Origin of the sequence: Pseudomonas sp. RC4D1, from assembly GCF_018390395.1 — a bacterium.
Taxonomy (GTDB): domain Bacteria; phylum Pseudomonadota; class Gammaproteobacteria; order Pseudomonadales; family Pseudomonadaceae; genus Aquipseudomonas; species Aquipseudomonas danubii.
Window position 1 is genome coordinate 969,151 of record NZ_JAHBAW010000002.1, and the last position, 24,242, is coordinate 993,392.

A 24,242-nucleotide genomic window follows, 5' to 3' on the forward strand; every position below is an offset into this window, starting at 1 on the left:
AGCCCAACCACCACCAGATTTCCCCCATCCAAAAAAAACGGGAGAACAGTCACCTGCCCTCCCGCCCTTCACTCCAATGTCCTATACCTAAGCCCCCACCCGCACCTCCCGCTGAGACCGAGTCCCACCCAGCTGCGCCAACACCTGCGCCAGCGAGCGCGCCGGCGAACCATCTGCCAACACCCCAAGCAACTGCACCAGTTGCAGATTCACCCCCTGCACCGCCGCCTCGCTAAAGGCCTCAAGCCGATGGTCATAGTGGAACTGCAACTGCCCCTTGAGCTCGACATACAAGGTCAACGCCGAACTGGTCTGCTCGAAACTGTGCATGCTCTCCAGACGCAAATCACCGACATCACCACCGGCCGACGCCGCACTGACCGGATAGTTCTCGAACACGATCACCGTGTCGCTCAACTCCCCGCCCGGCAACCCGGCCCAGCGTTCGATATCGCTCAAGGCACTGTAGCCATGCTCACGCATCAGCAAGTTGCGTCCTTGCAGCGCTTGCAGCCAGTCACCCACGCTCTGCTCTGGCTCGATACGGGCCACCAGCGGCACATCGTTGATGTACAGCCCCAACTGCTGCTCAATGCCCTTGAGCTGTGGCGGGCGTCCGGCGATGGTGGCGCCGCAGGCCACCGTCGACTGACCGCAATGCACATGCAGGAGCAACAGCCAGGCCGCCTGCACCAGGGTGTTGGCGGTGATCTTCTGCTGCCGGGCGAAACGAGTCAGTTGCTCGGTCTGGGCCTCGTCGAATTCGAAGTAATGCTGGCGATGCCCACCCCGCTGCCGATCACCCTGGGCCATCGCGCAAGCACTGAGCAAGGTCGGCACCTTCAGTGGCTTGAGCTGTTCACGCCAGAAGCGTTCGTCGGCCTGCTGGTCACGGGCCTGCAGCCAGGCAATGTAGTCATGGTAGCCAGCCGGTCGGTGACTGATGGCCTGCCCGGTGTAGGCCGCCAGCACATCGTTGAACAACTGGAACCCGCTCCAGCCGTCCAACAGGATGTGATGGTTGGTACAGATCAGCCGGTAGCGTCCCTCCCCCAGCTTGATCGCCTGCAGACGCAGCAACGGCGCCTGGGCCAGGTCGAAGCCCTTTAGCCGGTCAGCCAGGGCCAGACGCTCCAGCGCATCGCTGCTCAACACAGTGCCGTCGAGCTCCTGGAACGGCACCTCGACCTGCTTGTGGACCACCTGCAGCGGCTGCACCAGGGACCCGCCCCAGACAAAACGGCTGCGCAGGATCTCATGGGTATCCATGGCCTGCTGCCAGGCCTGACGCAGTCGCTGCGGGTCGACGCCTTGCACATCCATGCACATCTGGTTGACGAAATCCCCCGCCTCATGCTCCTGCAACTCATGCTGCAACAAGGCCTGCTGCATCGGCGCCAATGGGTAGATGTCCTCGATCTGCGCCGGCACCAGCGTCAGGGCGTCGAGCTGTTCCTGAGTCAGCCGCGCCAGCGGGAAGTCCGATGGCGTGACGCCGCCGCGGGCCTGGCAGCAATGCTCCACCAGTGCCTGCAGCGCCTGGACATAGTCCTGGGCCAGTGACTCGATCTGCGCACTGTCGAACATGCGCTGACTGAAGCTCCAGTCCAGGCGCAATTGACCGTCGTACACCTTGCCGCTGATGGACAGCCAGTTGCCCAGGGGCGCATCGATACTGGCATCCGCGCCATGGGCCTCGGGCGCCGGAATGAACAGCGCCTGAGGATCATCGAAACTGCCGTCGAACTGCCCCAGGTAGTTGAAGGTGACCCGAGGCTGGGCAAGCCCCTGCAACGCCTCGCGACTGGCGGTATCCCCCAGGTAACGCAGGGCACCGTAGCCGATCCCCTTGTTGGGGATCGCCCGCAGCTGTTCCTTGATCCGCTTGATCGAAGACTCGGCGCTATCCCCGGCGCTCAGGCGCACCGGGAACACCGAGGTGAACCAGCCCACGGTGCGGCTCAGGTCCAGGTCCTCGAAGAGTTGCTCACGCCCGTGGCCTTCCAGCTGGATCAGGGTCGAAGGCTGTCCGGTCCACTGCCCCATGACCTGGGCCAGGGCCGCCAGCAACAGGTCGTTGACCTGGGTCCGGTAGGCGGCCGGAGCGCGTTGCAGCAAGCGTTGGGTGGTCGCGGCATCGAGCTGGACCTGCACGCTGCCGGCGTCGCGGCTCAAGGCCTGGGTGCCGGGTTCAACCCCAGGCAACGATGCCTGTGCACCCGAAAGTTGCGCGTGCCAGTAGGCCAGTTCGGCCCGGGCCTCGGGCCCATGGGCATACGCTTGCAGGCGTCGGCCAAAGGCCTGATAAGAACTGCTCTTGGCAGGCAACTGCACCGCTTGCCCGGCCAGCGCCTGGGTGTAGGCACTTTGCAGGTCTTCGAACAGCAGCCGCCAGGACACGCCATCCACCACCAGGTGATGGGCCACCAGCAACAAGCGCTGAGTGGAGTCCGCCAGGGTCACCAACAGCGCCCGCAACAAAGGCCCGCGCTGCAGGTCGAGGCTGCACTGGACCTTCTCGCAGAGTAGCTCCAGCTCGGCGGCGTTGGCGGCTTCGGCCTGCCACAACAGGTCCGGACCGGGCCCGGACTGATCCAGCGGACCATGGCTGGCACTCCAGCCTGCGCTCCCCTGCTGGAACTGCAGACGCAATCCGTCGTGATGCTCAAGCAAGGCCCGCAAGCCCTGCTTCAGGGCCAGCGGGTTCAAGGGCGTGGCCGGAATCAGCAGCACCGACTGATTGAAATGGTGCCGCTGGGGTATCGGCTCGGCAAAGAACAGACGCTGGATCGGCAGCAGCGGCATGTCGCCGGTCACCGGTCCCTGGTCGATGTCGTCCTGCACCCCGCACTGCGCCACCGCCGCCAGCCCTCCGATGGTCTGTTGCTCGAACAGGTCCTTGGGGGTAAAGCGGATCGAGGCCTGACGCGCTCGACTGACCAACTGCAGGGAGATGATCGAGTCCCCGCCCAGCTCAAAGAAGTTGTCGGTCAGACCGACCTGCGCCAGCTTCAGCACGTCCTGCCAGATCTGTGCAAGGCGCTTCTCCAGATCGCTGCGCGGTGCCACATAGGCGTGGCTGGCCTGGGCCATTTCCGGCATGGGCAGCGCCTTGCGATCCAGCTTGCCATTGGGCGACAGCGGCAAGCGTTCGAGGAACAGCCAATAGGACGGCACCATGTAATCGGGCAGGCAGGCATTCAACGTCTGGCGCAGGGTTTCACGCAACCTTTCCTGGTCTTGCTCGTCCTCAAGCGCGGTCGCGGCCGTCACCAGATAAGCCACCAGACGCCGGCCATGGGCGGTGTCCTGGGCCAGAACCACCGCCTCGCTGACCTGCTCATGGGCCATCAGCCGCGCTTCGATTTCACCCAGCTCGATGCGGAAGCCGCGGATCTTCACCTGGTTGTCGATACGCCCCAGGTACTCGAACACCCCGTCACTGCCCTGGCGCACCACGTCCCCGGTGCGATACAGGCGTCCCCCCAAGGGGCTGTAGGGATCGGGAACAAAGCGCTCGGCGGTCTGGGCGAAACGCTTCAGGTAGCCTCGCGCCAAGCCATTGCCGCCGATGTACAGCTCTCCGGCGACCCCCACTGGCAAGGGATTGAGATCGGCATCCAGGACATAGGCGCTGCGCTCGCCGACGCAATGGCCGATGGGCGCATAAGCAGCCTTGCAAGGCTCACCGGCAGCGGTTTTCCACACCAGCGGCGTGACCACGGTTTCGGTGGGCCCGTAACCGTTGATCATGTACTGGGGACGCAACACCTGCTGGACCAGCTCGAAGCTGGCCTGAGGCATGGCATCGCCGCCAAAGCTGTAGAGGCGCATGGGCGGCGGATTGCCGACCCGCTGCACATGCTCCGCCAACTGATGCAGGTACGCCGGCGGGAAGCCGGCCATGGTCACGCCATGGCTGCGAATCGCTTCACAGGTCTGCTCCGGGGTCCACAGGCTGTCGTCACGCAGCAGCAGGCTGGCACCGCAGACAAAGGCGGTCAGCCAGCGTTCATGGGCGCCGTCGAAGGAAAACGACAGGAAGTGCAGTTCACAGTCATCGGGCGTCATGCCATAGCGTTCGCCGGTGGTGCGACAGTGCATCGCCAGCGGACCATGGGCCACGGTCACGCCCTTGGGCTGCCCGGTGGAGCCCGAGGTGTAGATCACATACGCCAGGCTCTCTGGCGCCACCGTCACCGCAGGCGCGGTCAGCGAATGCTGCCCGACCTCCAGGCGCGACAGATCGAGCACCGCCAGACCGGCGGCCGAAGGCAGGCGCTGCAACGACTCGCTGTCACTGAGCAACAGGGCCATGCCGGAATCCGCCATGAGGTAGGCCAGGCGGTCGGCTGGGTAGCTCAGGTCCAGCGGCACGAAGGCACCGCCGGCCTTGAGCACCGCCAGCAAGGCCACCAGCAGCCCCTCGCCCCGGGGCAGGGCCACGCCGACCCGGACCTCCTGGCCGACCCCGCGGGCCACCAGTTCATGGGCCAGGCGGTTGGCCCGGCGATCCAGTTCACCGTAAGTGAAGCGCTGCCCGGCAAACAGCACCGCCTGACGCTCCGGCCAGCGTTGTGCGAGGGCACCGATGCTCTCGTGTACCGCCGGCTCGATCCCCGGCGCGACGGGCGCTACGCATTGGCTCGCCGTCTCGGCCGGGGTCAGCAGCTCGATGGCGCCCAGTTGCAACTGGGGGTTATCAATCAGCTGCGCCAGCAGGTGCAGCAGATGGCCGTTGAGGCGCTCGATCACCGCCGCGCTGAAGGCCTCCCGGGCATAGCCGTAGCTGATGCTCAGGCGCTGCTCCAGCGCCACCGCCACCGACAACGGATAGTTGGTGCGTTCACGACTGTGCACGGCACCGAAGCGCACGCTGGAAGCCTCCTCCTGCTCCAGGGCCTGGGCCACCGGGTAGTTGTCGAAAACCAGCAGGGTATCGAACAGCGCTTCACCGCTGCTGCCGGCCCAGCGCTGGATATCGTTGAGCGGCGTATGTTCGTATTCGCGCAGTTGCAGATTGTGCGCCTGCACCTGTTGCAGCCACTGTGCCACGCTCATCTGCGCATCGGGGGTGGCGATCACCGGCAAGGTATTGATGAACAGACCGATCTGCTGCTCGATCCCCGGCAGCTCCGAAGGACGCCCCGCCACCGTCGCGCCAAAGGCCACGGTGCTCTGTCCGGTATAGCGCTGCAACAGCAGGAGCCAGGCCGCCTGCAACAGGGTGTTGGCGGTGATTTTCTGCTGCCGGGCGAAGGCCACCAAGCGCTCGGTCCACGGCTGGGTCCAATCATGGTGGAACTCGCCATGGCCGGCATCCGCGCCCGGGTTCTCCAGGGCGATGCTGCCCGCCAGGCGGGTCGGGGTCGACAAACGCCCCAGTTGCTCGCGCCAGAAACTTTCACAGGCGCTCAGGTCCTGGCGTTGCAGCCACTGGATGTAGTCGCGATAACGCCCCGGAGCCTGTGGCGGCACCACCCCGGCGTAGCGTTGCAGGACCTCGCTCATCAACTGCGAACTGCTCCACCCATCCATCAGGATGTGGTGGTTGGTGTAGATCAGTTGGTAGTCCTGGGCCGTGGTCTGTACCAGGCACAGGCGCAACAGCGGTGCACGATCGAAATGCGCACACAGGCTGCGCTCTTCGCCGGCCAGAGCTTCAAGGGCCGGCTCGGTGGCCTGCCCGGCCGACCAGTCGAGCACCCGGAACGGCAGCGCCAGCTGACGCTGGACAATCTGCACCGGTTGCTCCAGCTCCGCTTGCCAGTGGAAAGAGGTACGCAGGATGTCATGGGCCTGCAGGGCATCTTCCCAGGCCCGGCGGAAACGCTGCGGGTCCAAGCCCTGCACCGACACCCGGACCTGATTGACGTAATCGTCGCTGGCCTGCTCGTAGAGGGTGTGGAACAGCATGCCCTGCTGCATCGGCGACAAGGGATACAGGTCGACGATGGTTCGTGGGGCCACCGGCAGCGCATCCAGCTGAGCCTGGTTCAACCCGGCCAGGGGGAAGTCCGACGGCGAGACACCAGCCGAGGTGTCCAGGGTGCAATGCTCGATCAGTGCCTGCAGTTCCAACAGGTAATCATCGGCCAGGCGCTGAACCGTCTGCGGCTTGAACAACTGATGGCTGAAGCTCCAGCTCAGGGACAGTTCGCCCCCATAGACCTGGCTGTTGACCGTCAACCAATTGCTCAGTGGCGCCTCGTGGTGACGTTCGTCACCGGCCGCTTCCGGCGCCGGAGCCAAAAGTGACTGCGAGTCGAAGCTCTGGTCGAACTGCCCCAGGTAGTTGAAGGTGATCCGCGGCTGCGCAAGCCCCTGCAGGCGTTCGCGGACCGCGTCCTGCCCCAGGTAACGCAACGCGCCATAACCCAGGCCATTGGCCGGGACCCGACGCAAGTCCTCCTTGACCGCCTTGATCGAATCCGAGAGTGACTGCGCCGGCGTCAGGCACAGCGGATAGAGGCTGGTGAACCAGCCCACCGAACGCGACAGGTCGACATCGGCAAACAGTTCCTCGCGCCCGTGACCTTCCAACTGCACCAGCATCTGCGAATGCCCGGTCCAACGGCAGATCACCCGCGCCAGGGCGGCCAGCAACAGATCGTTGATCTGTGTGCGATAGGCCTTGGGGGCCTCCTGCAACAGCTGGCTGGTCAGTTCCCGAGGCAGCCGGGCGTTGATCGCCGTGCCATGGCACGCCAGGTTCGCCCCGGCGGGATAGTCCAGGGGCAGGCCCTGAGGCGCCTGCTCCAGTTGCCGGCACCAGTAATCGAGTTCGTCGGTGTGCCCAAGGCGCTGCGCCCAGTCTTGCAGGTGCACGGCCCAATCCTGGAAAGCACTGGTCTTGGACGGCAGGACCGGCGCCGCCCCCTCGGCCAACTGCCGATAAAGGCTTTGCAGATCCTCCAGCAGAATCCGCCAGGACACGCCGTCCACCATCAGGTGATGAATGACCAGCAACAAACGCTGGCTGCCATCGTCCAGGTCCATCAGCACCGCGCGCAACAACGGTCCCTGTTCCAGGTCGAGACTGCTCTGGGCCTGTTGGCCCAGTGCCTGAATCGCTGCGGCATCCGCCACCCGCTGCCGCCAGAGGCTGACCGGCTCGGGATGCTCCTGGTGTTCGGCCTGCCAGAGGCCGGCGTGCTGCCGGTACCTCAGGCGCAAGGCATCGTGCTGCACCAGCAGTTGGTTCAGAGCGCGCTCCAGCAGCGGCACCTGCAGCGGCTCGCGTGGGGTCAGCAGCAGCGACTGGTTCCAGTGCTGGCGCTGGGGAATGTCACTGGCAAAAAACACCTGCTGGATCGGCGTCAGCGGCATCGGGCCACGCACCGGTCCCTGATCGATGAGCAAGGCCGTGCCTTGCTTGGCCACCGCTGCCAGTTCAAGAATGCTCTGGCAGCGGAACACGTCCCGGGAGGAAATCTGCAAGCCCGCCTGGCGTGCCCGGCTGACCATCTGGATGGCAATGATCGAGTCGCCACCCAGTTCGAAGAAGTTGTCGTTGATACCGATCCGCGGCTGGTTCAAGACCTCCTGCCAGATATCCACCAGTGTCTGTTGCACGGGGTTCTGTGCCGCACGGTAGAGGTCCTGCGGACGACCCTGCTCAGGGCGCGGCAGAGCCTGGCGATCGAGCTTGCCGTTGGGGCTCAGGGGCAGCGCCGGCAGCAACAGCAGGTGGCTGGGCACCTGATGGGCCGACAGCTGCGCATTCATGTGCTGCTTGAGCCCTTCCTTGCACTGATCCGGGTCGAGCCCGGGCTGGCACACCAGATAGGCCACCAACTGCTTGCCCTGGGGTCCATCCAGAGCCAGTACCGCACACTCGCGCACCCAGGGATGACTGTGCAGGCAAGCCTGGATCTCTCCCGGCTCGACCCGGAAGCCACGAATCTTGATCTGCTGGTCGATGCGCCCGCAGAACTCGATGCTGCCGTCGCGGCGGTAGCGCACCTGATCGCCGGTACGGTACAGACGGGCACCGCCCTGCGGGTCGAAAGGATCGGGGATGAAGCTGGCAGCGGTCAGCTCAGGACGCCGATGGTAATCACGGGCCAGTCCGGCACCGGCCAGATACAGTTCGCCCAGGCTGCCGACGGCAGCCGGCTGGCCTTCGCTGTCCAGCACATAGGCGCGGACATTGGTCAGTGGCCGGCCCAGGGGAATCGAGGCGGCCTGGGACCAGTCGCCCTCCACGGCCTGGGTCAGGGCGCCCACGGTGCTTTCGGTCGGCCCGTAGTGGTTGACGATCCGGCACTGCGGCGCCAGGCGTTGTATGCGCTCAACCAGGCTCACCGGGCAGGCTTCGCCACCCAGCACCAGGCACTGACGTGGCAGCACCGCGCCATTGTCGTCACCCAACAGCGCCGCCAGGTGCGAGGGGACAATTTTCAGCACATCGATCTGTTGCTGTTGCAGGTACTGGCCCAGGCCCGCACCGTCCACCGCCAGGTCGGCGCTGATCACATGCAGCGCCTGGCCGCCGCACAGGGCACCGAACAGCACCGTGTGCCCAAGGTCCGCCGCCGGCGTGGACACCAGCGCCATGCTGCGGGCCGACGCCAGCGGCAGACGCTGATGAATGGCCGCCACGTAGTTGGCCAGGGCGCCGTGGCTGATGGTCACGCCCTTGGCCCGACCCGTGGAGCCGGACGTGAAGATCACATACGCCAGGTGCCCGGGAGCCGTCAGGGGTTCGAGGTTGTCGCCACTCAGGGCCTGGCGTGCCGGCGAATCCTCAAGGGGCTCGATACAGAGCCCGGGCAGATCGGCAAAACGCTCGATCAGCTGCTGTTGGGCCAGCAACTGGGTAATCCCGCTGTCCTCGATCATGCCGTTTAGGCGTTCCTGGGGGTATTCGGGGTCCAGAGGCACGTAAGCGCCGCCGGCCTTGAGCACCGCCAGCAGGCCCACGATCATCTCGATCGAGCGTTGCGCGGCAATGCCCACCAGCACATCCGGCCCCACGCCGCGCTCGCGCAGCTGACGCGCCAGGCGGTTGGCCTGCGTATTGAGCTGTTGATACGTCAGTTGCTGACCGGCGCAGACCACGGCCGGCGCATCGGGGCTGCGCAGCGCATGTGCCTCGACACAGGCCGGTACCGACAGGGGTGGACGCTCAAAGGCGCTGCCGAGGTTCCACTGCTCCAGTATCTGCGTGCGCTCTGCAGCATCGAGCATGGGCAGTTCGCCCAGGCGACGCTGCGGTTCGCGCACCACCGCCTGCAACAGGTTGTGCCAATGCCGGGCCATCTGCTCGATGGTCTGCGGGTCGAACAGGTCGCTGGCGTAGACCAGCGCCCCCTGCAGGCGCCCGCCTTCTTCATGAGTGTTGAAGGTCAGGTCGAAGCGCACGGATTCGCTGTCGCTGGCCAGGGCCTCGATCTTCAGCCCGGGAATCTCCACCCGCGCGCCTTCATTGTCCCCCGCCAGGTGGTTGTAGAGCACCTGGAACAATGGGCTCTGGTTCAAGCTGCGCTCAGGCTGCAGGGCATCGACCAGTTGCTCGAACGGCAGGTCCTGATGCGCCTGGGCCTCCAGCACCCGGGTCTTGACCTGGGCCAGCAAGGCACTGAATGACTGCTGCGGGTCGATCTCGGCCTGCAGCACCTGGGTGTTGACGAAAAAGCCGATCAGCCCCTCGACTTCGGCCCGCGTGCGGTTGGCCACCGGCGTGCCCACGCGAATGCTGCGGGCACCGCTGTAGCGCTGCAGCAGCACCTGCAGGGACGCCAGCAGCACCATGAACAGGGTGCAACCGGTACTCGCGGCCAGTTCGCGCACACCGCGGTCCAGGTCCTGATCGAAGACCATGGCGTGGCGCCCGCCCCGGGCACTGCGCACCGGCGGGCGCGGCCGGTCCAGAGGCAGTTCCAGGGTCAAGGGTTCGCTGCCCAGGCGCTCGCGCCAGTACTGCAACTGCCGCTCGGCTTCACCGGCTTCCAGCCACAGGCGCTGCCAAACGGCGAAGTCGGCGTACTGCACCGCCAGCGGCGCCAGGTCCGGCGCGCGCTGGTATTGGCGCCAGTGCTCATAGGCGCTGGTCACCTCGCCCACCAGGATCGGCAGCGACCAGGCATCACTGATGATGTGATGGGTACAGAACAGCAGCACATGTTCCTGGGGCCCGAGCTTGATCAGGGTCGCCCGCAACAGCAGGTCGTGCTCCAGGTCGAAGGGGCGTTCGCCCTGCTCCGCCACCTGTTCGGCCACCTGTGGGCCGGCGTCCTCAAGGTGGCTGTAATCCAGGCGCTGCAGGAGGAATTCGCGCTGCGGATGAATCACCTGCATCACTTGCTGGCCGTGCAGGCTGAAGGTGCTGCGCAGCACTTCATGGCGGTCGATCAGGTACTGGATACTGCGTTGCAGATCGGCGTCCTGCAGGTCGCCCTGCAAGCGCAGCACCGCCAATTGGTTGTAGGCGCTGGAGGTCGGCTCCAGTTGCCAGAGAAACCACAGGCGCTGCTGGGCATAGGACGCGCACATCAGCGTCTGGTCCTCGCTGCGCCCAGGGATCGGCAACAGGTCCAGGGACAGCCCCTGCTCGATCATCTTGCGCTGCAAGGCGCTACGCTCCTGGGGGCTGAACGCGGCGAACCGCTTGGACAGCGCCAGCATGCGCTCGGGTAACGGATTCATCACTCCTGGGCCTCCGCAAACAGGGCTTCCAAGGCATCGACCTTGTCCCCTGTCACCCCGGAATCACGATGCAGCTCGACCTGTCGGGCCAGCAGCTCCACCGTTTCGCCCTCGAAGAACACACGCAGTGGCAAGGACAGGTTGAGCTCGCTTTGCACCTTGGAGCGAATGCGCGTGGCCAGCAGCGAGTGGCCGCCCAGGGCAAAGAAGTTGTCATGCACACCGACCCGCTCCAGTTGCAGCGCCTCTTGCCAGATGGCGGCCAGGGTGGCCTCCAGCTCGTTGCGCGGCGCCACATAGGCGCTGCCTTGCAACTCCAGGGCGCTCAGGGCATTCCGGTCCAGCTTGCCGTTGGGGGTCAGGGGGAAACGCTCCAGGACACTGAGGAACGACGGCACCATGTACTCGGGCAACTGCTCGCGCAGCTGGGCCAGCAGGGCCTGCTCCTGGGCCTCGCGGTCGTCGACCTGGGCCAGCACCACATAGGCCACCAACTGTTTGCCGGCCGCCGTGTCCCGGGCCACGACAGCGGCTTCGCGCACATTGGCAGCTTGCCCGAGCAGGCTCTCGATCTCGCCCAGCTCAATGCGAAAGCCACGGATCTTCAGCTGGAAGTCAATCCGGCCGAGGTAGTCCAGCGTGCCCTGGGGCAAGCTGCTGACCCGATCCCCGGTGCGATACAGGCGCGCGCCGGGGGTGCTGGCGAACGGGTCCGGGAGGAAGCGACTGGCGGTCAGGGCCGGACGCTTGAGGTAGCCACGGGCCAGGCCCGGACCGCCGATGAACAACTCGCCCTCGCGACCGATACCGGCCAGTTCGGCTTCTTCATCCAGCACCCGCAGGCGCGTACCGGCGATAGCGCCACCGATGGCCACCCGCTCATCCACAGGCGGCTGCTCCACCGCGAAGGCCGAACACCAGACCGCACTTTCCGAAGGGCCGTATTCATTGACCAGCAAGGTCTCGGGCAGCCGTTCCCGGTGCCGCAGGGCCAGCTCCACCGGACAGGCTTCGCCGGCCACGATCACACAGCGCAGTGATGGCTGCTGCAGGGCTTCGAGGATTTGCGCATAGAACGATGGCAGGGCCAGGAAGTGGGAAATCCGCTGCGCGTCGATGAGTTCGGCGACCTGCTGCGGGTCCTTGTGCTGCTCTTCGCTGGGCAGGTACAAGGTCGCGCCCTGGCTCAGGGTCCAGAAGATCCCCGCCACGGAGCTGTCGAAGGAGAACGAGGACAGCATCAGGAAACGGTCCAGGGGCGCCTGGTAGAACGCGCCGCGGGCCAGGGTCGAGGTGCTGGCATTGGTGTGGGACACCATCACGCCCTTGGGTTTGCCGGTGGAGCCCGAGGTGTAGATGACGTACGCCAGGTTATCGCCTGTGCTGCGGCTCGGCAGCGCTTGGGCGCTGCCGCTCAACAGCTGCGGGTCCAGGCTGATCTGGGGCAGCTCGGCCGGCAAGACGATGTCCGGGTGCAAGGGTTGCAGGCTGATCAGGCAGCGCACCGCTGCGTCCTCGAGCATGAAGGACAGGCGCTCGCTGGGATAGGCCGGGTCCAGCGGCAGGTAGGCGCCACCGGCCTTGAGAATCCCCAGCAGGGCCACCACGATTTCGATGGAACGCGCCCCATAGACCCCGACGATGGCATCGCTGGCAACCCCTTGCTGGCGCAAGGTGTGGGCCAGCTGATTGGCCTGACGGTCGAGCTCGGCGTAAGTGATTTCCCGGCCATCGACATGGATCGCGGCACGCTCGGGAAAGGCCCGGGCCGCCTCTTCGAACAGCTGGTGCAGCAGTGGTGCATCGGCGGCGCTCAGGTCCGTGCTGCGATCGAAATCCTGCAACAGGCGCTGCGCCTGATCAGCGCTGACCAACGGCAATTGCTCAAGGCTGAGACTGCTGTCCGCAGCGGCCGCTTTGAGCCACTGGGCGAATTGTTCGAGCCAGGCGGCTGGCAAGCCGTCGGGCAGCAGATGGGGCTGCCAGCTCAGTTGCAGCGACAGCTGGTCGGCCTCGGCCCGGGCCTGCAGGTGCAACTTCTCGAAGCACGCCTGATCGAGGAACAGCTCCTGCACCTCGGCGCCTTCGCTGTAGGAGCAACCCAGGTCCAGGGGACGGGGTTGCTCGGCGCCGAACGCTTCCAGCTCGTTCAGGCAATCCTGCCAGGAGCGGCTCAGGTCCAGCTGATGACGGAACGCCTGCAGGTTGTCCTGCAAGGTGGCTTGGGGCTGCAACGTGACGGCCACGGGCAGGCGCCGGCTGAAATGGCCCAGGGTCTGCTGCAACTGGTCGCTGCGACCGTCCACGGTCAGCGCCACCAACAGCGAGTCCTGCTGGCTCAGCCCGGCGAGGAAACCGGCCCAGAGGAACAACAGGCTGTCCTCGACACTCAGCTCGGCCGCACTGGCCAATTGGCGCAATGCCGGTGCCAGATCGGTGTCCAGGCGGCATTCCTGCAACTGCGGCGTAAAGTCCAGGCGGCGCTCGAACGGCAGGCGCACGCCCGGCTGCTGTCCGGCATACAGAGTGCGCCAGAACTGCAGGCCTTCGCGACCGATCGCCTCCTCCCCCAGCTCGCTCTGCCAGGCCGCGTAATCGGCGTACTGCAGGCTGTCGAACGCTGGCAACTGCCCTCCCGCGCACAGTTGCTGCAGTTCGGTCATCAGCAATGCCAAAGACTGGCGGTCACAGCTGGCCAGGGCCACGCTGACCAGCAACTGGCGATCCAGCAGCGAGGCCACCAGGGGCACCTCGGTCAGGGCCAGGCGATCCTCGGCACGGGCCTGTTGCAGGCTGCGCCCCGTTTCCAGCGACAGGCGCAGGCGCACCTGGGGGGTGATTTCCTGCACCGGTTGCTTGAAGCCGGGCACCTGCCGGTAGCGGGTGCGCAGGATTTCGTGGCGCTGGCACACCTCGTTCAGTGCGGCCTCCAGCACAGCACGCTCGGGCGGCGCGTCGAAGGACAGGAGCGCCTGCGCCGCCAGCGGCTGGCCCAGGTACTGCTGCTGGGAAAGAATCGCGGCCTGCTGGGCCGAAATCTGAAACGTCTCTGCTGGGGAAAAGTCGGTCATGCTGATGTCCTTAACCAATGGCCACGTCGGTGCTTTTCAGCGGGACGGCCATGGCTGTGAGTATTTTGCGCGGGCCTGAATATTCGTTGCGGGCGTGCAGGGTGAGGATGTTGTCGAGCATCACGACGTCGCCCTTCTCCCAGGGAAACTCCACCATCACTTCGCGATAGAGCTGTTGCAGATGGGTGATGTAGTCATCGGGGATCGGGCTGCCATCGCCAAAGAAGGTGTTTTGCGGCAGGTCCTCGGGCGCGAACTCCGCCAGCAGGCTGTCGCGGATGCTCTCCGGCAGGGTCAGGGCATTGAAGAACGTCGCATGGTTGAACCACACGCTCTCGCCGGTACGCGGATGCCGGACCATGGCCGGGCCCTGCTGCCGGGTGCGCAGGCGGTTGCCGGATTTCCACTCCGGGGTCACGCCGATTTTCGCGCAATAGGCCTCGACCTCGGCGCGATTGTCGGTCTGGAACACGGTCTGCCAGGGCAGCCCCATGCCGTCGCCATAGTTGCGCACATAGAGCACGCGTTTGCGTTGGAACTCCTCGCGCACCTGCGGATCGATCCGCGCCAGCAAATGCCGGGTGTCGCCAAATGGCGTCTCGCCGCCGGTGGTCGACGGCACGTCGCAGTAGAAATACAGGTGCAGCGGAAACACCGGGGAATAGGAGTGCTCGTTGTGGGGGAAGATCTTTTCCACGGCCGGGTAGTCGGTGGAGCTGTAGACGTTGAGTTTCTTGGTGATCTGGGTCCGCGGCGAGGCCCGGAACAGGTACTCCAGCGCCCCACCGGAAATCGAGTCGACGCACTGGTTGAATTCGTTGATGTCCTGCACCGCGAAGCCGCGGAACAACAACGTTGCGTGCCGGTCGAGCTTTTCCTGGAGCAGCTCGCGGTTTTCCCCGGCCCACTGCGCCAGCCCCACGCCAGGAACGTTCGGCGTACACAGCAGGGGAATCGAGCTGTTCTCGAACAGCGGCGTGAACGTCACCAGGCTGGATTGGTCCAGGCTCAAGCTCTTGCGCCGTCCTTTGCCCAATGCCGGTATGGCTTGAGACTCGAATTTCGACATTACCCACCTCCGATTCGCGGTATCAGGCGCGGCGATCGCACGCGCCTGCATGATTCTTCAATATGGCTTCACTCGACCGGCACCCGTCCTGGACGGCGCCGCTGAATCGGGTGCTGTTGCTTGAGCAGGGCCTGGCGCTGTTGCAGCTGGTCTCGCTCGTGCAGGTACTGGATATCCCGTGCCTTGTTCAGCAACGCCACCAGCGGCGCCTGGGTATCGATCACCATCAGCTCGAACACCGCCTGCAACTGCTCGAACAGGCACGCCATGTCCGCGGCGGTGTAGAGCCCTGCATCGCACTTCAGGCCGAGGTAGATGCCCTGTGGCGCATTGACGAACTCGGCCACCAGGTCCAGCTCCGCCGCGGCCCTGCCGGCAGCCACCGGCTGCACGTCCAGGCCGTCGATCGACAAGGGCTGATCGAGGCTTTCCTGGTAGATGAACTTGATGCTGAACAACGGCGAGCGACCCGCGCGCCGGACCACTCGGAGCGCCTCCACCAGGCGCTCGAAAGGCAGGTCCTGGTGATCCGAGGCACCGATGACCGTGCTCCGTGTCACCTGCAGCAGATCGCTGACGCACTGTTGTTCCTCGACACTTATCTGCAATACCAGTTGGTTAACGAAGAAGCCCACCAGATCTTCAACGCCGGCGTGATTGCGGTTGGCGATATCGGTCCCCAGACGCACCCGCGAACTGTCGCTGCGCTGCCCCACCACCAGGGCAAAACCTGCCAGCAGCAGCATGTACAAGGTCACCCCCTGGGCACTGGCAAAGGCGCGCAGCGCCTCGCTCTGGGCCGCCGAAAAATGGAATTCGTGGAGATCGCACAAGGGTGACGGCGCCTGCCCTGGCTGCACCGTGGCACTGGCGGGCAAGCGCGTGAGGTGATGGTCATCGCCCAGGACATCACGCCAGTAATCGAGCTGGCGCTGCAGTTCACCGCCTTCGAGCCATTGCCGCTGCCAGACAGCAAAGTCCACGTAGTGCAGGGCCGGCTCCGGCAACGGGCTGGCCGTGGCGGTCCGATGAGCGTGATACAGGCTTACGAACTCGGTCGGCAGAATGCCGAACGACCAATGGTCGGCGACGATGTGGTGCAGGGTCATGAGCAGCAGGTGCCGTTGCGGCTCCAGCCGCAGCAGGCGTACACGCATCGGCGGACCGGCGATCAGGTCGAAGGGCTCCGCGGCTTGTTGCTGCAACTGCCGCTGGGCCATGGCCTCGCGCTCGGCCAAAGGCAAGGCGCACAGGTCATCGAACACGAACGACAGCGGCAGGTGGCGATGGACGTGCTGCCAGCTCTCGCCTTCGACCTCGCTGTAGGTGGTACGCAATACCGAATGCCGCTGCATCAGCGATTCGAAGGCTTGCCGCACTGCCTCGATGTCCAGTTCGCCACGCAACTCCAGGGCCCGGGCGATGTTGTACATCGAGCTCTGCGGCTCCAACTGCCAGAGGAACCACAAGCGCTGCTGGGCAAAGGACAACGGCTGTGGCCGCGAGTCATCCACCCGACACAAGGCCGGGGCCGCCTCCGGAGCCTCAGTGGCGCCCAGGGCGGCGACAAAGGCCTGCAGGTCGGGCGCATCGAACAGGGTTCGCAGCGCCGCCTGCAAGCCCAGCTCATGCCGCACCCGGCTGATGACCTGGGTGGCCAGCAACGAGTGCCCGCCCAGGGCGAAGAAGTTGTCCTGCAGGCCGACCCGCTCGACTTCGAGCACGCCCTGCCAGATCGCCGCCACCTGCTGCTGCAGTTTGCTGTGCGGGGCCACATAGGCTTGTTGCAAGGCACTCAAGTCCAGCTTGGGCAGGGCCTTGCGGTCCAGCTTGCCGTTCGGGTTGAGGGGCAGGCGCGGCAACAGCAGCACGTGGCTGGGCAACATGTAATCCGGCAGCGTTTCCTTGAGCCCGGCCTTGATCAGCGCGCAACGCTCGGCCTGTGCCTGAGCATCGCCCAGGCCGTCGTCGGTATCCCCAGGCAACGCAGAGGGCACCACATAGGCCACCAGTTGCATGCCGTTGTTGGCCGGCACGGCCAGCACCACCGCCTCACGCACATCTGGCCGAGCCGACAGGCGCGCCTCGATTTCCCCCAGTTCGATGCGGAAGCCGCGGATCTTCACCTGATGATCGATGCGGCCGATGTACTCGATCGCCCCTTGCGGGTTGTAACGCGCCAGGTCGCCACTGCGATACAGCCGGGCGCCGGGCTGACCGGCAAAGGGGTCGGGAATGAAGCGTTCGGCAGTCAGTCCCGGCCGGTCAAAATAACCCTGGGCCAGACTCGATGCAGAGCCGATGCACAGCTCCCCGGTGCCGCCTTCGGGCAGCAGATTGAGGTCGCCGTCGATGATCCGCAGGGCGCGGCCGATGATCGGCTGGCCGATCGGGATGCCGTAGACCTCGCTGGCATCCTGCTCCCGGCAGTCGTGGACACTGGAGACCACGGTGGCCTCGGTCGGGCCATAGGTATTGAGCAGGCGTACACCCCCAAGCCCAGCGGCGTGCCACAGGCGCAAGCCCTCCACCGACATCGCCTCGCCACCGACATGCACCTGGCGCAGGCGCCCCAGGCTGCGGATACCGTCGGCCATGCACTGCTTGGCCAGCAAGTGCCAGTAAGCCGCCGGCAGGTCAGCCAGGGTCACGCCCTGGCTGACGATCACCGCCGCCAGTTGCTCGACGGCCCAGGGCTCGTCGCCGCGCATCACCAGGGCCGCGCCGAGGCACAGGGCTGGGTAACACTGCTCGACGAAACCGTCGAAGCTGAAGGTGGCGAATTGCAGCACCTTGTCGGTAGCGGTGAGCGCCGAATAATCAGCCGCCGCTTCGCAGAACGCCGACAAGGCCCGGTGATCGATGGCCACGCCCTTGGGGACCCCGGTGGAGCCCGAGGTGTAGATCACATAGGCCAGGTCTTGCGGGCTGGCGCGGTTCTGCGGATCGGCGCCGGAGCAATGGCTCAAGCGTTGCGCCAGGCTCGGTAGATCCCAATGCAGCACGCTGTCGGGCAGCAGCGGCGCGGCCCAGGTGCCGGTGTCGCTGAGCAGCAGGCTCAGGCGGCTGTCGGCAATCATGAACGCCAGACGCTCTTGCGGGTATTGCGGGTCCAGGGGCACATAGGCCGCGCCACTCTTGAGCACCGCCAGCAGGCTGACGATCAGTTGCGGGCCGCGCTTGAGTGCCAGGCCGACCCGATCCCCCGGGCCAATCCCCTGGGCTTGCAGACAATGGGCCAGGCGGTTGGCCTGGGCGTTCAACTGGCCATAGTCCAGTTGCTCGCCATCGACCACCAGCGCCAGCGCCTCGGGCGTGGCCGCCGCCTGCGCCGCGATCCGCTGGTGCACCAGCGGCGCCTGGGCGGGCACCACCTCGGCCAGCTGGCTGTGCTGCAGCAAGTCCTGGCGCGCCTGTTCGCTCAACAACTGCAAGCCCCCCAGGGCCGCGTCGGGATCGGCCATGAACTGCAGCAGCAAATGCCGCAGCTGGGCACAGAAGCCCTGGACCTGATCGGCACTGAAACGACTGCGGTCATAGCTGAAGTCCAGGCTCAGGTGCTCGCCCAACTCGATGCCCAGGGTCAGCGGATAGCTGGTCTGCTCGTGGTTGGCCAGGCCGGAGAACTGCAGCCCGGCCGGAGCCCCCTCCTTGAGGGCCTGGGCCACGGGGAAGTTCTCGAACACCAGCAGGCTGTCGAACAAGGGGGCGCCCTGGTGCCCGGCCCAACCCTGGATCTCGTAGAGCGGCACGTGCTCGTGTTCGCGCAGGCCCAGATTGAGCGCCTGCATCTGCTCCAGCCATTGCCCCACGCTGCACTGCGAACGTGGCTGGCAAATGATCGGCAAGGTGTTGATGAACAGCCCCAACTGCTGCTCGATACCCGGCAGCGGCGCCGAACGCCCCGCCACGGTGGCACCGAAGATTACGCACTGCTGCGCGCAGTACCGCTGCAGCAACAGCGCCCAGGCGGCTTGCAGCACGGTGTTGAGGGTGACCTTCTGCTGCCGGGCAAAGCTGCCCAGGCGCTGTGTCAGCGCCTGGTCGAACCCTTCCAGGTACTGCCCATGGCCGCTGCCCGACACCGGCCTGCGCACTCCGTCGGCGAGCAAGGTCGGCGAGTCCATGGCATGCAGGCGCTCGCTCCAGAACTGTTGTGCAGCCGGGGCCGACTGCTGCTGCAACCAGCCCAGGTAGTCGCGATAGCGGCCTTGGGGCGCCGGCAAGCGGGCCCCGCCGTACAACTGGATCACTTCGGCCAGCAGGCTGGCATTGCTCCAGCCATCGAGCAGCAGGTGGTGGCAGGTGTAGATCAGGTGCCAGTGGTTGTCGACGATGGGCACCAGCAGCAGGCGCAGCAAGGGCGCCCGGTCCAGCTCGAACCCCCGGGAACGCTCTTGCGCGGCCAATCGATCGAGATCCGCCGGGGCCGATGCCAAGACCTGCAACGGCACCTTGACCCGGTTCCTGACCAACTGATGGGCAGAGTCCAGCCCTTCCCAGTGCACGCTGCTACGCAGGATCGGGTGGCGATCCAGGGCACTCTGCCAGGCATCGGCAAAACGCTGGGGATCAAGGCCGTGGATGTCCAGGCGCAACTGGTTGATGTACGCCTGTTCCTGGGGCTCGTAGAGGGTATGGAACAGCATGCCCTGCTGCATCGGCGTCAGCGGATACAGGTCCTCGATGGCGGCCGCCGGCACCGGCAGCGCGTCGAGCTGTTGCTGGGAGATGCGTGCCAGCGGGAAGTCCGAAGGCGTAGCCTGAGCCTGGTCCAGCCCGCAGCAGTGCTCGATCAGCAGGCGCAGCTCGGCGAGGTAGTCATCGGCCAGCTGCTGGATGCTGGCGTCGCTGAACATTTCCTCGCTGTAGCCCCACTGCAACGCCAGTTCGCCGCCGTAGACCTGGCCCTCCAGGGTCAACCAGTTGGCCAAGGGGGCCTGTGGGTCCTGGGCCTGCCCGCTGCTCTGGCTGGCCGGCGTCCACAACGCCTGCTCATCGAACTGGCGGTCGAACTGGCCCAGGTAGTTGAAGGTGATGCGTGGCTGCGGCAATGCCGCCAGCGCCTGACGCTGGGCCGGGCTGCCCAGGTAGCGCAGCAAGCCGTAGCCCAGCCCCTTGCCGGGGATCGCGCGCAACTGCTCCTTGATCCCCTTGATCGCGGCCCCGGCTTGCTCGGCTGGCTGCAGGCGCACCGGGTACAGGCTGGTGAACCAGCCCAGGGTGCGGGTCAGGTCCAGATCGTCGAACAGGTCCTCGCGGCCATGCCCTTCCAACTGGATCAGGGCCGAAGCCTGCCCGGTCCAGCGGCACAGTACGCGAGCCAGGGCGGTCAACAGCAGGTCGTTGACCTGGGTGCGATAGGCGCTCGCAGCCTGCTGCAGCAGTTTGCGGGTCAATCCCACATCCAGTCGCGACTCGATCTTGCGGCCATGACGGTTCTGCAGGCCGCCCGCCGGGTTGTCGCAGGGCAAGTCGCCGGCTCCGCTCTGCTGCGCCAGCCAGTACGGCATTTCGGTCTCGCGCTGCGGCGCATGCTCCTGCAAACGCCGGGCCCAGGCCTGATAGGCGCTGGTCTTGGGCGGCAGTTGCACCGTCTGAGCCTCCGCCAACTGCCGGTAGGCCTGTTGCAGGTCCTCCAACAGCACCCGCCAGGACACCCCATCCACCACCAGGTGGTGGATCACCAGCAACAGTTGTTGGCGACCCGACTCGCGCTCCACCAGGACCGCGCGCACCAGCGGGCCGGCTTGCAGGTCCAGGCTGCGCTGGGCCTCGTCGCACACTGCCGCCAGGGCCTGGTCATGCTCGACCCGGCACTGCCACAGGTCGAAGTGGCTGGCAGGCTCGGCATAGGCCTGCTGCCAACCCTGCTGCGTGCCGACAAAGCGCAGGCGCAAGGCATCGTGATGATTGACCACCTGCAACAGCGCCGCCTGCAACAGCGCTGGCTGCAAGGGCTGGCGCGGGTCCAGCAGCAACGACTGGTTCCAGTGCCCCGGTCGAGGCACCTCCTGAGCCAGGAACCAGTGCTGTACCGGGGTCAACGGCACCTCACCGGTCACTGGTCCCTGGTCGATCTGCGGCTGATCGTCGAGGACCGCGACCTGGGCCAGGCTGCGCACGCTCTGGTACTGGAACAGGTCCCGGGGCGCCAGACGGACCCCGGCCTGACGGGCGCGACTGACCACCTGGATCGAGATGATCGAATCACCGCCAAGCTCGAAAAAGTTATCGTCCAGGCCTACCTGAGCGAGCCCCAGCACATCGCACCAGATGCCCGCCAGGGCCTTCTGCATGGGGCTTTCCGGGGCCACGTAGGCCAGTTGCGGCGCCGCCTCGGGCAGCGGCAAGGCCCTGCGATCGAGCTTGCCATTGGCGGTCACCGGCAAGCGATCCAGGGCCAGCAGGTGATGGGGCACCATGTACTCCGGCAGGCTGCTGGCCAGCCAGGCCTTGAGTTCGTCGGTTAACCCCTGGGCCTGGGCCTGGGCGCCCTCTTGCAACACCAGATACGCCACCAGGTGCTTGGCGTTCTGCACCAGCACCACGGCCTCACGCACGCTCGGGTGCTGCATCAGCCGGGCTTCGATTTCACCCAGCTCGATGCGCAGGCCCCGCAGCTTGACCTGATGGTCCAGGCGGCCCAGGTATTCGATCACCCCATCGGCCCGCTGGCGCACCCGGTCGCCGGTGCGATACAGCCGCGCCCCCTGATGGAAGGGGCAAGGTACAAAGCGCTCGGCGGTCAGGGCCGGGCGCCGGTGATAACAGCGAGCCAGCCCGAGGCCGCCCAGATAGAGCTCACCGGCAACACCCGCCGGTACCGGTTGCAACTGGGCATCCAGAACATGGGTGCGCAGGTTGGCGATCGGCTGGCCGATCGGCACGCTGCTTGCGCCTTCGTCGACACAGGTCCAGTGGGTGACGTCGATTGCCGCCTCGGTCGGGCCGTAGAGGTTGTACAGGCCAGCGCCCGGCAATCGGGCGAAGACCTGCTGCTGGGCATCCAGGGGCAAGGCCTCGCCACTGCAGACGATGCGTTTGAGGCTGGCGCAGGCCGACACGCCCTGCTCATGGATGAAGGCCTGGAGCATCGAGGGCACAAAGTGCAGGGTGCTGATGCCGTGGTCGATGATGGTGTCGATCAGGCGCGCCGGCTCACGGTGAGCCCCCGGGGCCGCCACCACCAGCCGGGCACCGGTCATCAGCGGCCAGAAAAATTCCCAGACCGAGACGTCGAAACTGAACGGGGTTTTCTGCAGCACCGCGTCACTGGCGTCCAGGCCATAGGCCTGCTGCATCCAGTACAGACGGTTGACCAGCGCCGCGTGGCTGTTGCCCGCCCCCTTGGGCTTGCCGGTGGAACCCGAGGTGTAGATCACATAGGCCAGGTTCAGCGGGTCGACCAGCGTCTCCAGCGGGCCGCTGTCATAAGCCAGCAGCGCGTCCTGATCCTGGTCCAGAAGGATGACCTTGAGCGCCTCTTCATCGGCTTGGAAATCCAGCAGCGGCAGCAGCGAGCGCTGGCTCAGCAAAAGGCGGATGCCGCTGTCCTCGATCATGTAGGCCAAGCGGTCCCGGGGGTATTCCGGGTCCAGGGGCACGTAGGCGCCACCGGCCTTGTGGATCGCCAGCAGGCCCACGACCATTTCGATGGAGCGTTCGATGCAGATGCCCACCAGCACATCCGCCGCCACACCCTGCTCACGCAGCAAGCAAGCCAGCCGATTGGCTCGGGCATCCAGTTCGGCGTAGCTCAGTTGCTGCTCGCCGAACACCAAGGCGCAGGCCTCGGGGGTACGCCGGACCTGGGCTTCGATCAGTTGCGGCATGCTCAACCCGGTGGGGTAAGCCTGCGCCGTAGCGTTCCAGTCGTGCACCAGGGTCTGGCGCTCCCTGGCATCGAGCATCGGCAACTCGCCGATGCGCTGCTCGGCATCCTCCAGCATGCCTTGCAGCAGCGCGGTCCAATGCCGCGCCATGCGCGCGATGGTGCCGGCGTCAAACAGATCATCGGCGTAGGTCAGGGCGGCGTGCAGCTTGCCGGACTTCTCGTAGGTGTCCAGGGTCAGGTCGAACTGGGTGGTGCGGCTCTGCCATTGCACCAGGCCCAGCTCCAGCCCGGACGCCGTCTGTACCGTGCTGATATCCGCCACCTGGGGCTGGTGGTTGTACATCACCTGGAACAGCGGTGTGTGGCTCAGGTTGCGCTCCAGCTTCAAGGCTTCAACCAGTTGCTCGAACGGCAGGTCCTGATGAGCCTGGGCACCCAGCGCCGCTTCTTTGACGGCCTGCAGCAGTTCGCTGACCCGGGTCTGGCCGGTGAGCTGGGTACGCAGCACCTGGGTGTTGACGAAAAAGCCGATCAGGCCTTCGACCTCGGCGCGGTTGCGGTTGGCGATGGGCACGCCGACGCGAATATCGCCCTGGCCGCTGTAACGGTGCAGCAGCACATTAAAGGCCCCGAGCAACAGCATGAACAGGGTGACGTTGTGCTGTTTGGCCAGGGCCCGCAGCTGCTCGGCCAGCTCCGGCGCCACGGCAAAGTCATAGCGGGTGCCACGGTAGCTGGGCATCGCCGGGCGTCCATGGTCAGTGGGCAGTTCCAGCACCGGATGCTCGCTCCCCAACTGCGCCTGCCAGTACTCCAGCTGCCGTGCCTGCTCCCCCGCCTCCAGCCAGCGCCGCTGCCACAGGGCATAGTCGCTGTACTGGATTGGCAACGCCGGCAGTTGCGGCTGATCGCCCCGTTCGAAGGCGTCGTAGCAACGGATGAACTCGTCGATCAGCACGTTCATCGACCAGCCGTCAGAGACGATATGGTGCAAGGTCAGGAGCAACACGTGCTCCTCGGCGGCCAGCCTGATCAGCTTGACCCGCAGCAACGGACCGGTTGCCAGGTCGAACGGCTGCAGCGACTGCTGCTGCGCCTGTGCCGCCACCGCCTGCTCCTGTTCCGATGCGTCGGTTGCACTCAGATCCAGGTATTGCACGGCCAGCTCGACCTCTGCCGCAGCCTGCTCCAGACGATCGTCGGCGTGGCGCTTGAACACCGTGCGCAGGGTCTCGTGGCGCGCCACCAGGGCGGCGAATGCCTGCTCCAGCGCCTGGTGATTCAGCGCCCCTGTCAGACGCACCGCCCCCGGTAGGTTGTAGGCGCCACTCTCGGGGTCCAGCTGCCACAGGAACCACATGCGCCGCTGCGCGTAGGACAGTTCCTGACGGTCCTCCACGGCCACATCGGCAGGGATTGGAAACAACGAAAAGTCGATATTTTCCGCCCGCAGACTATCGAGGAACAACCGGCGCTTCTCCAGCGGCAGCTCGATAAATCGGCGTGCAAGTTTCAGGGACTTTTCAGCGTTCATCTGGATTCATCCGTACATGTTGGGTATCGAGCGTTGGCTCGGCTATCCCTACGAAACGGATGGGCCTGGTGAAAAATTAAC

The 24,242-nt window shown here is 65.7% G+C and carries 4 protein-coding genes; all 4 read right to left on the bottom strand.

Annotated elements, in window-relative coordinates; translation table 11 throughout:
- Positions 1 to 87: 87 nt before the first annotated feature.
- Positions 88 to 10,650 (bottom strand): non-ribosomal peptide synthetase, encoded by a 10,563-nt coding sequence (locus KHO49_RS20080; protein WP_213665709.1) that lies wholly within the window; start codon positions 10,648 to 10,650, stop codon positions 88 to 90.
- Positions 10,650 to 13,721, bottom strand: coding sequence for a non-ribosomal peptide synthetase (locus tag KHO49_RS20085; RefSeq protein ID WP_213665710.1), 3,072 nt, complete (start codon positions 13,719 to 13,721; stop codon positions 10,650 to 10,652). The genes KHO49_RS20080 and KHO49_RS20085 overlap by 1 nt, the downstream gene beginning before the upstream one ends.
- 10 nt (positions 13,722 to 13,731) lie before the next feature.
- Positions 13,732 to 14,790 carry a TauD/TfdA family dioxygenase gene (locus KHO49_RS20090; RefSeq protein WP_060840287.1) on the bottom strand — a complete coding sequence of 353 codons (1,059 nt, stop codon included), beginning with the start codon at positions 14,788 to 14,790 and terminating at the stop codon, positions 13,732 to 13,734.
- A gap of 68 nt (positions 14,791 to 14,858) precedes the next feature.
- Positions 14,859 to 24,161, bottom strand: coding sequence for a non-ribosomal peptide synthetase (locus KHO49_RS20095; protein WP_213665711.1), 9,303 nt, complete (start codon positions 24,159 to 24,161; stop codon positions 14,859 to 14,861).
- Positions 24,162 to 24,242 lie beyond the last annotated feature (81 nt).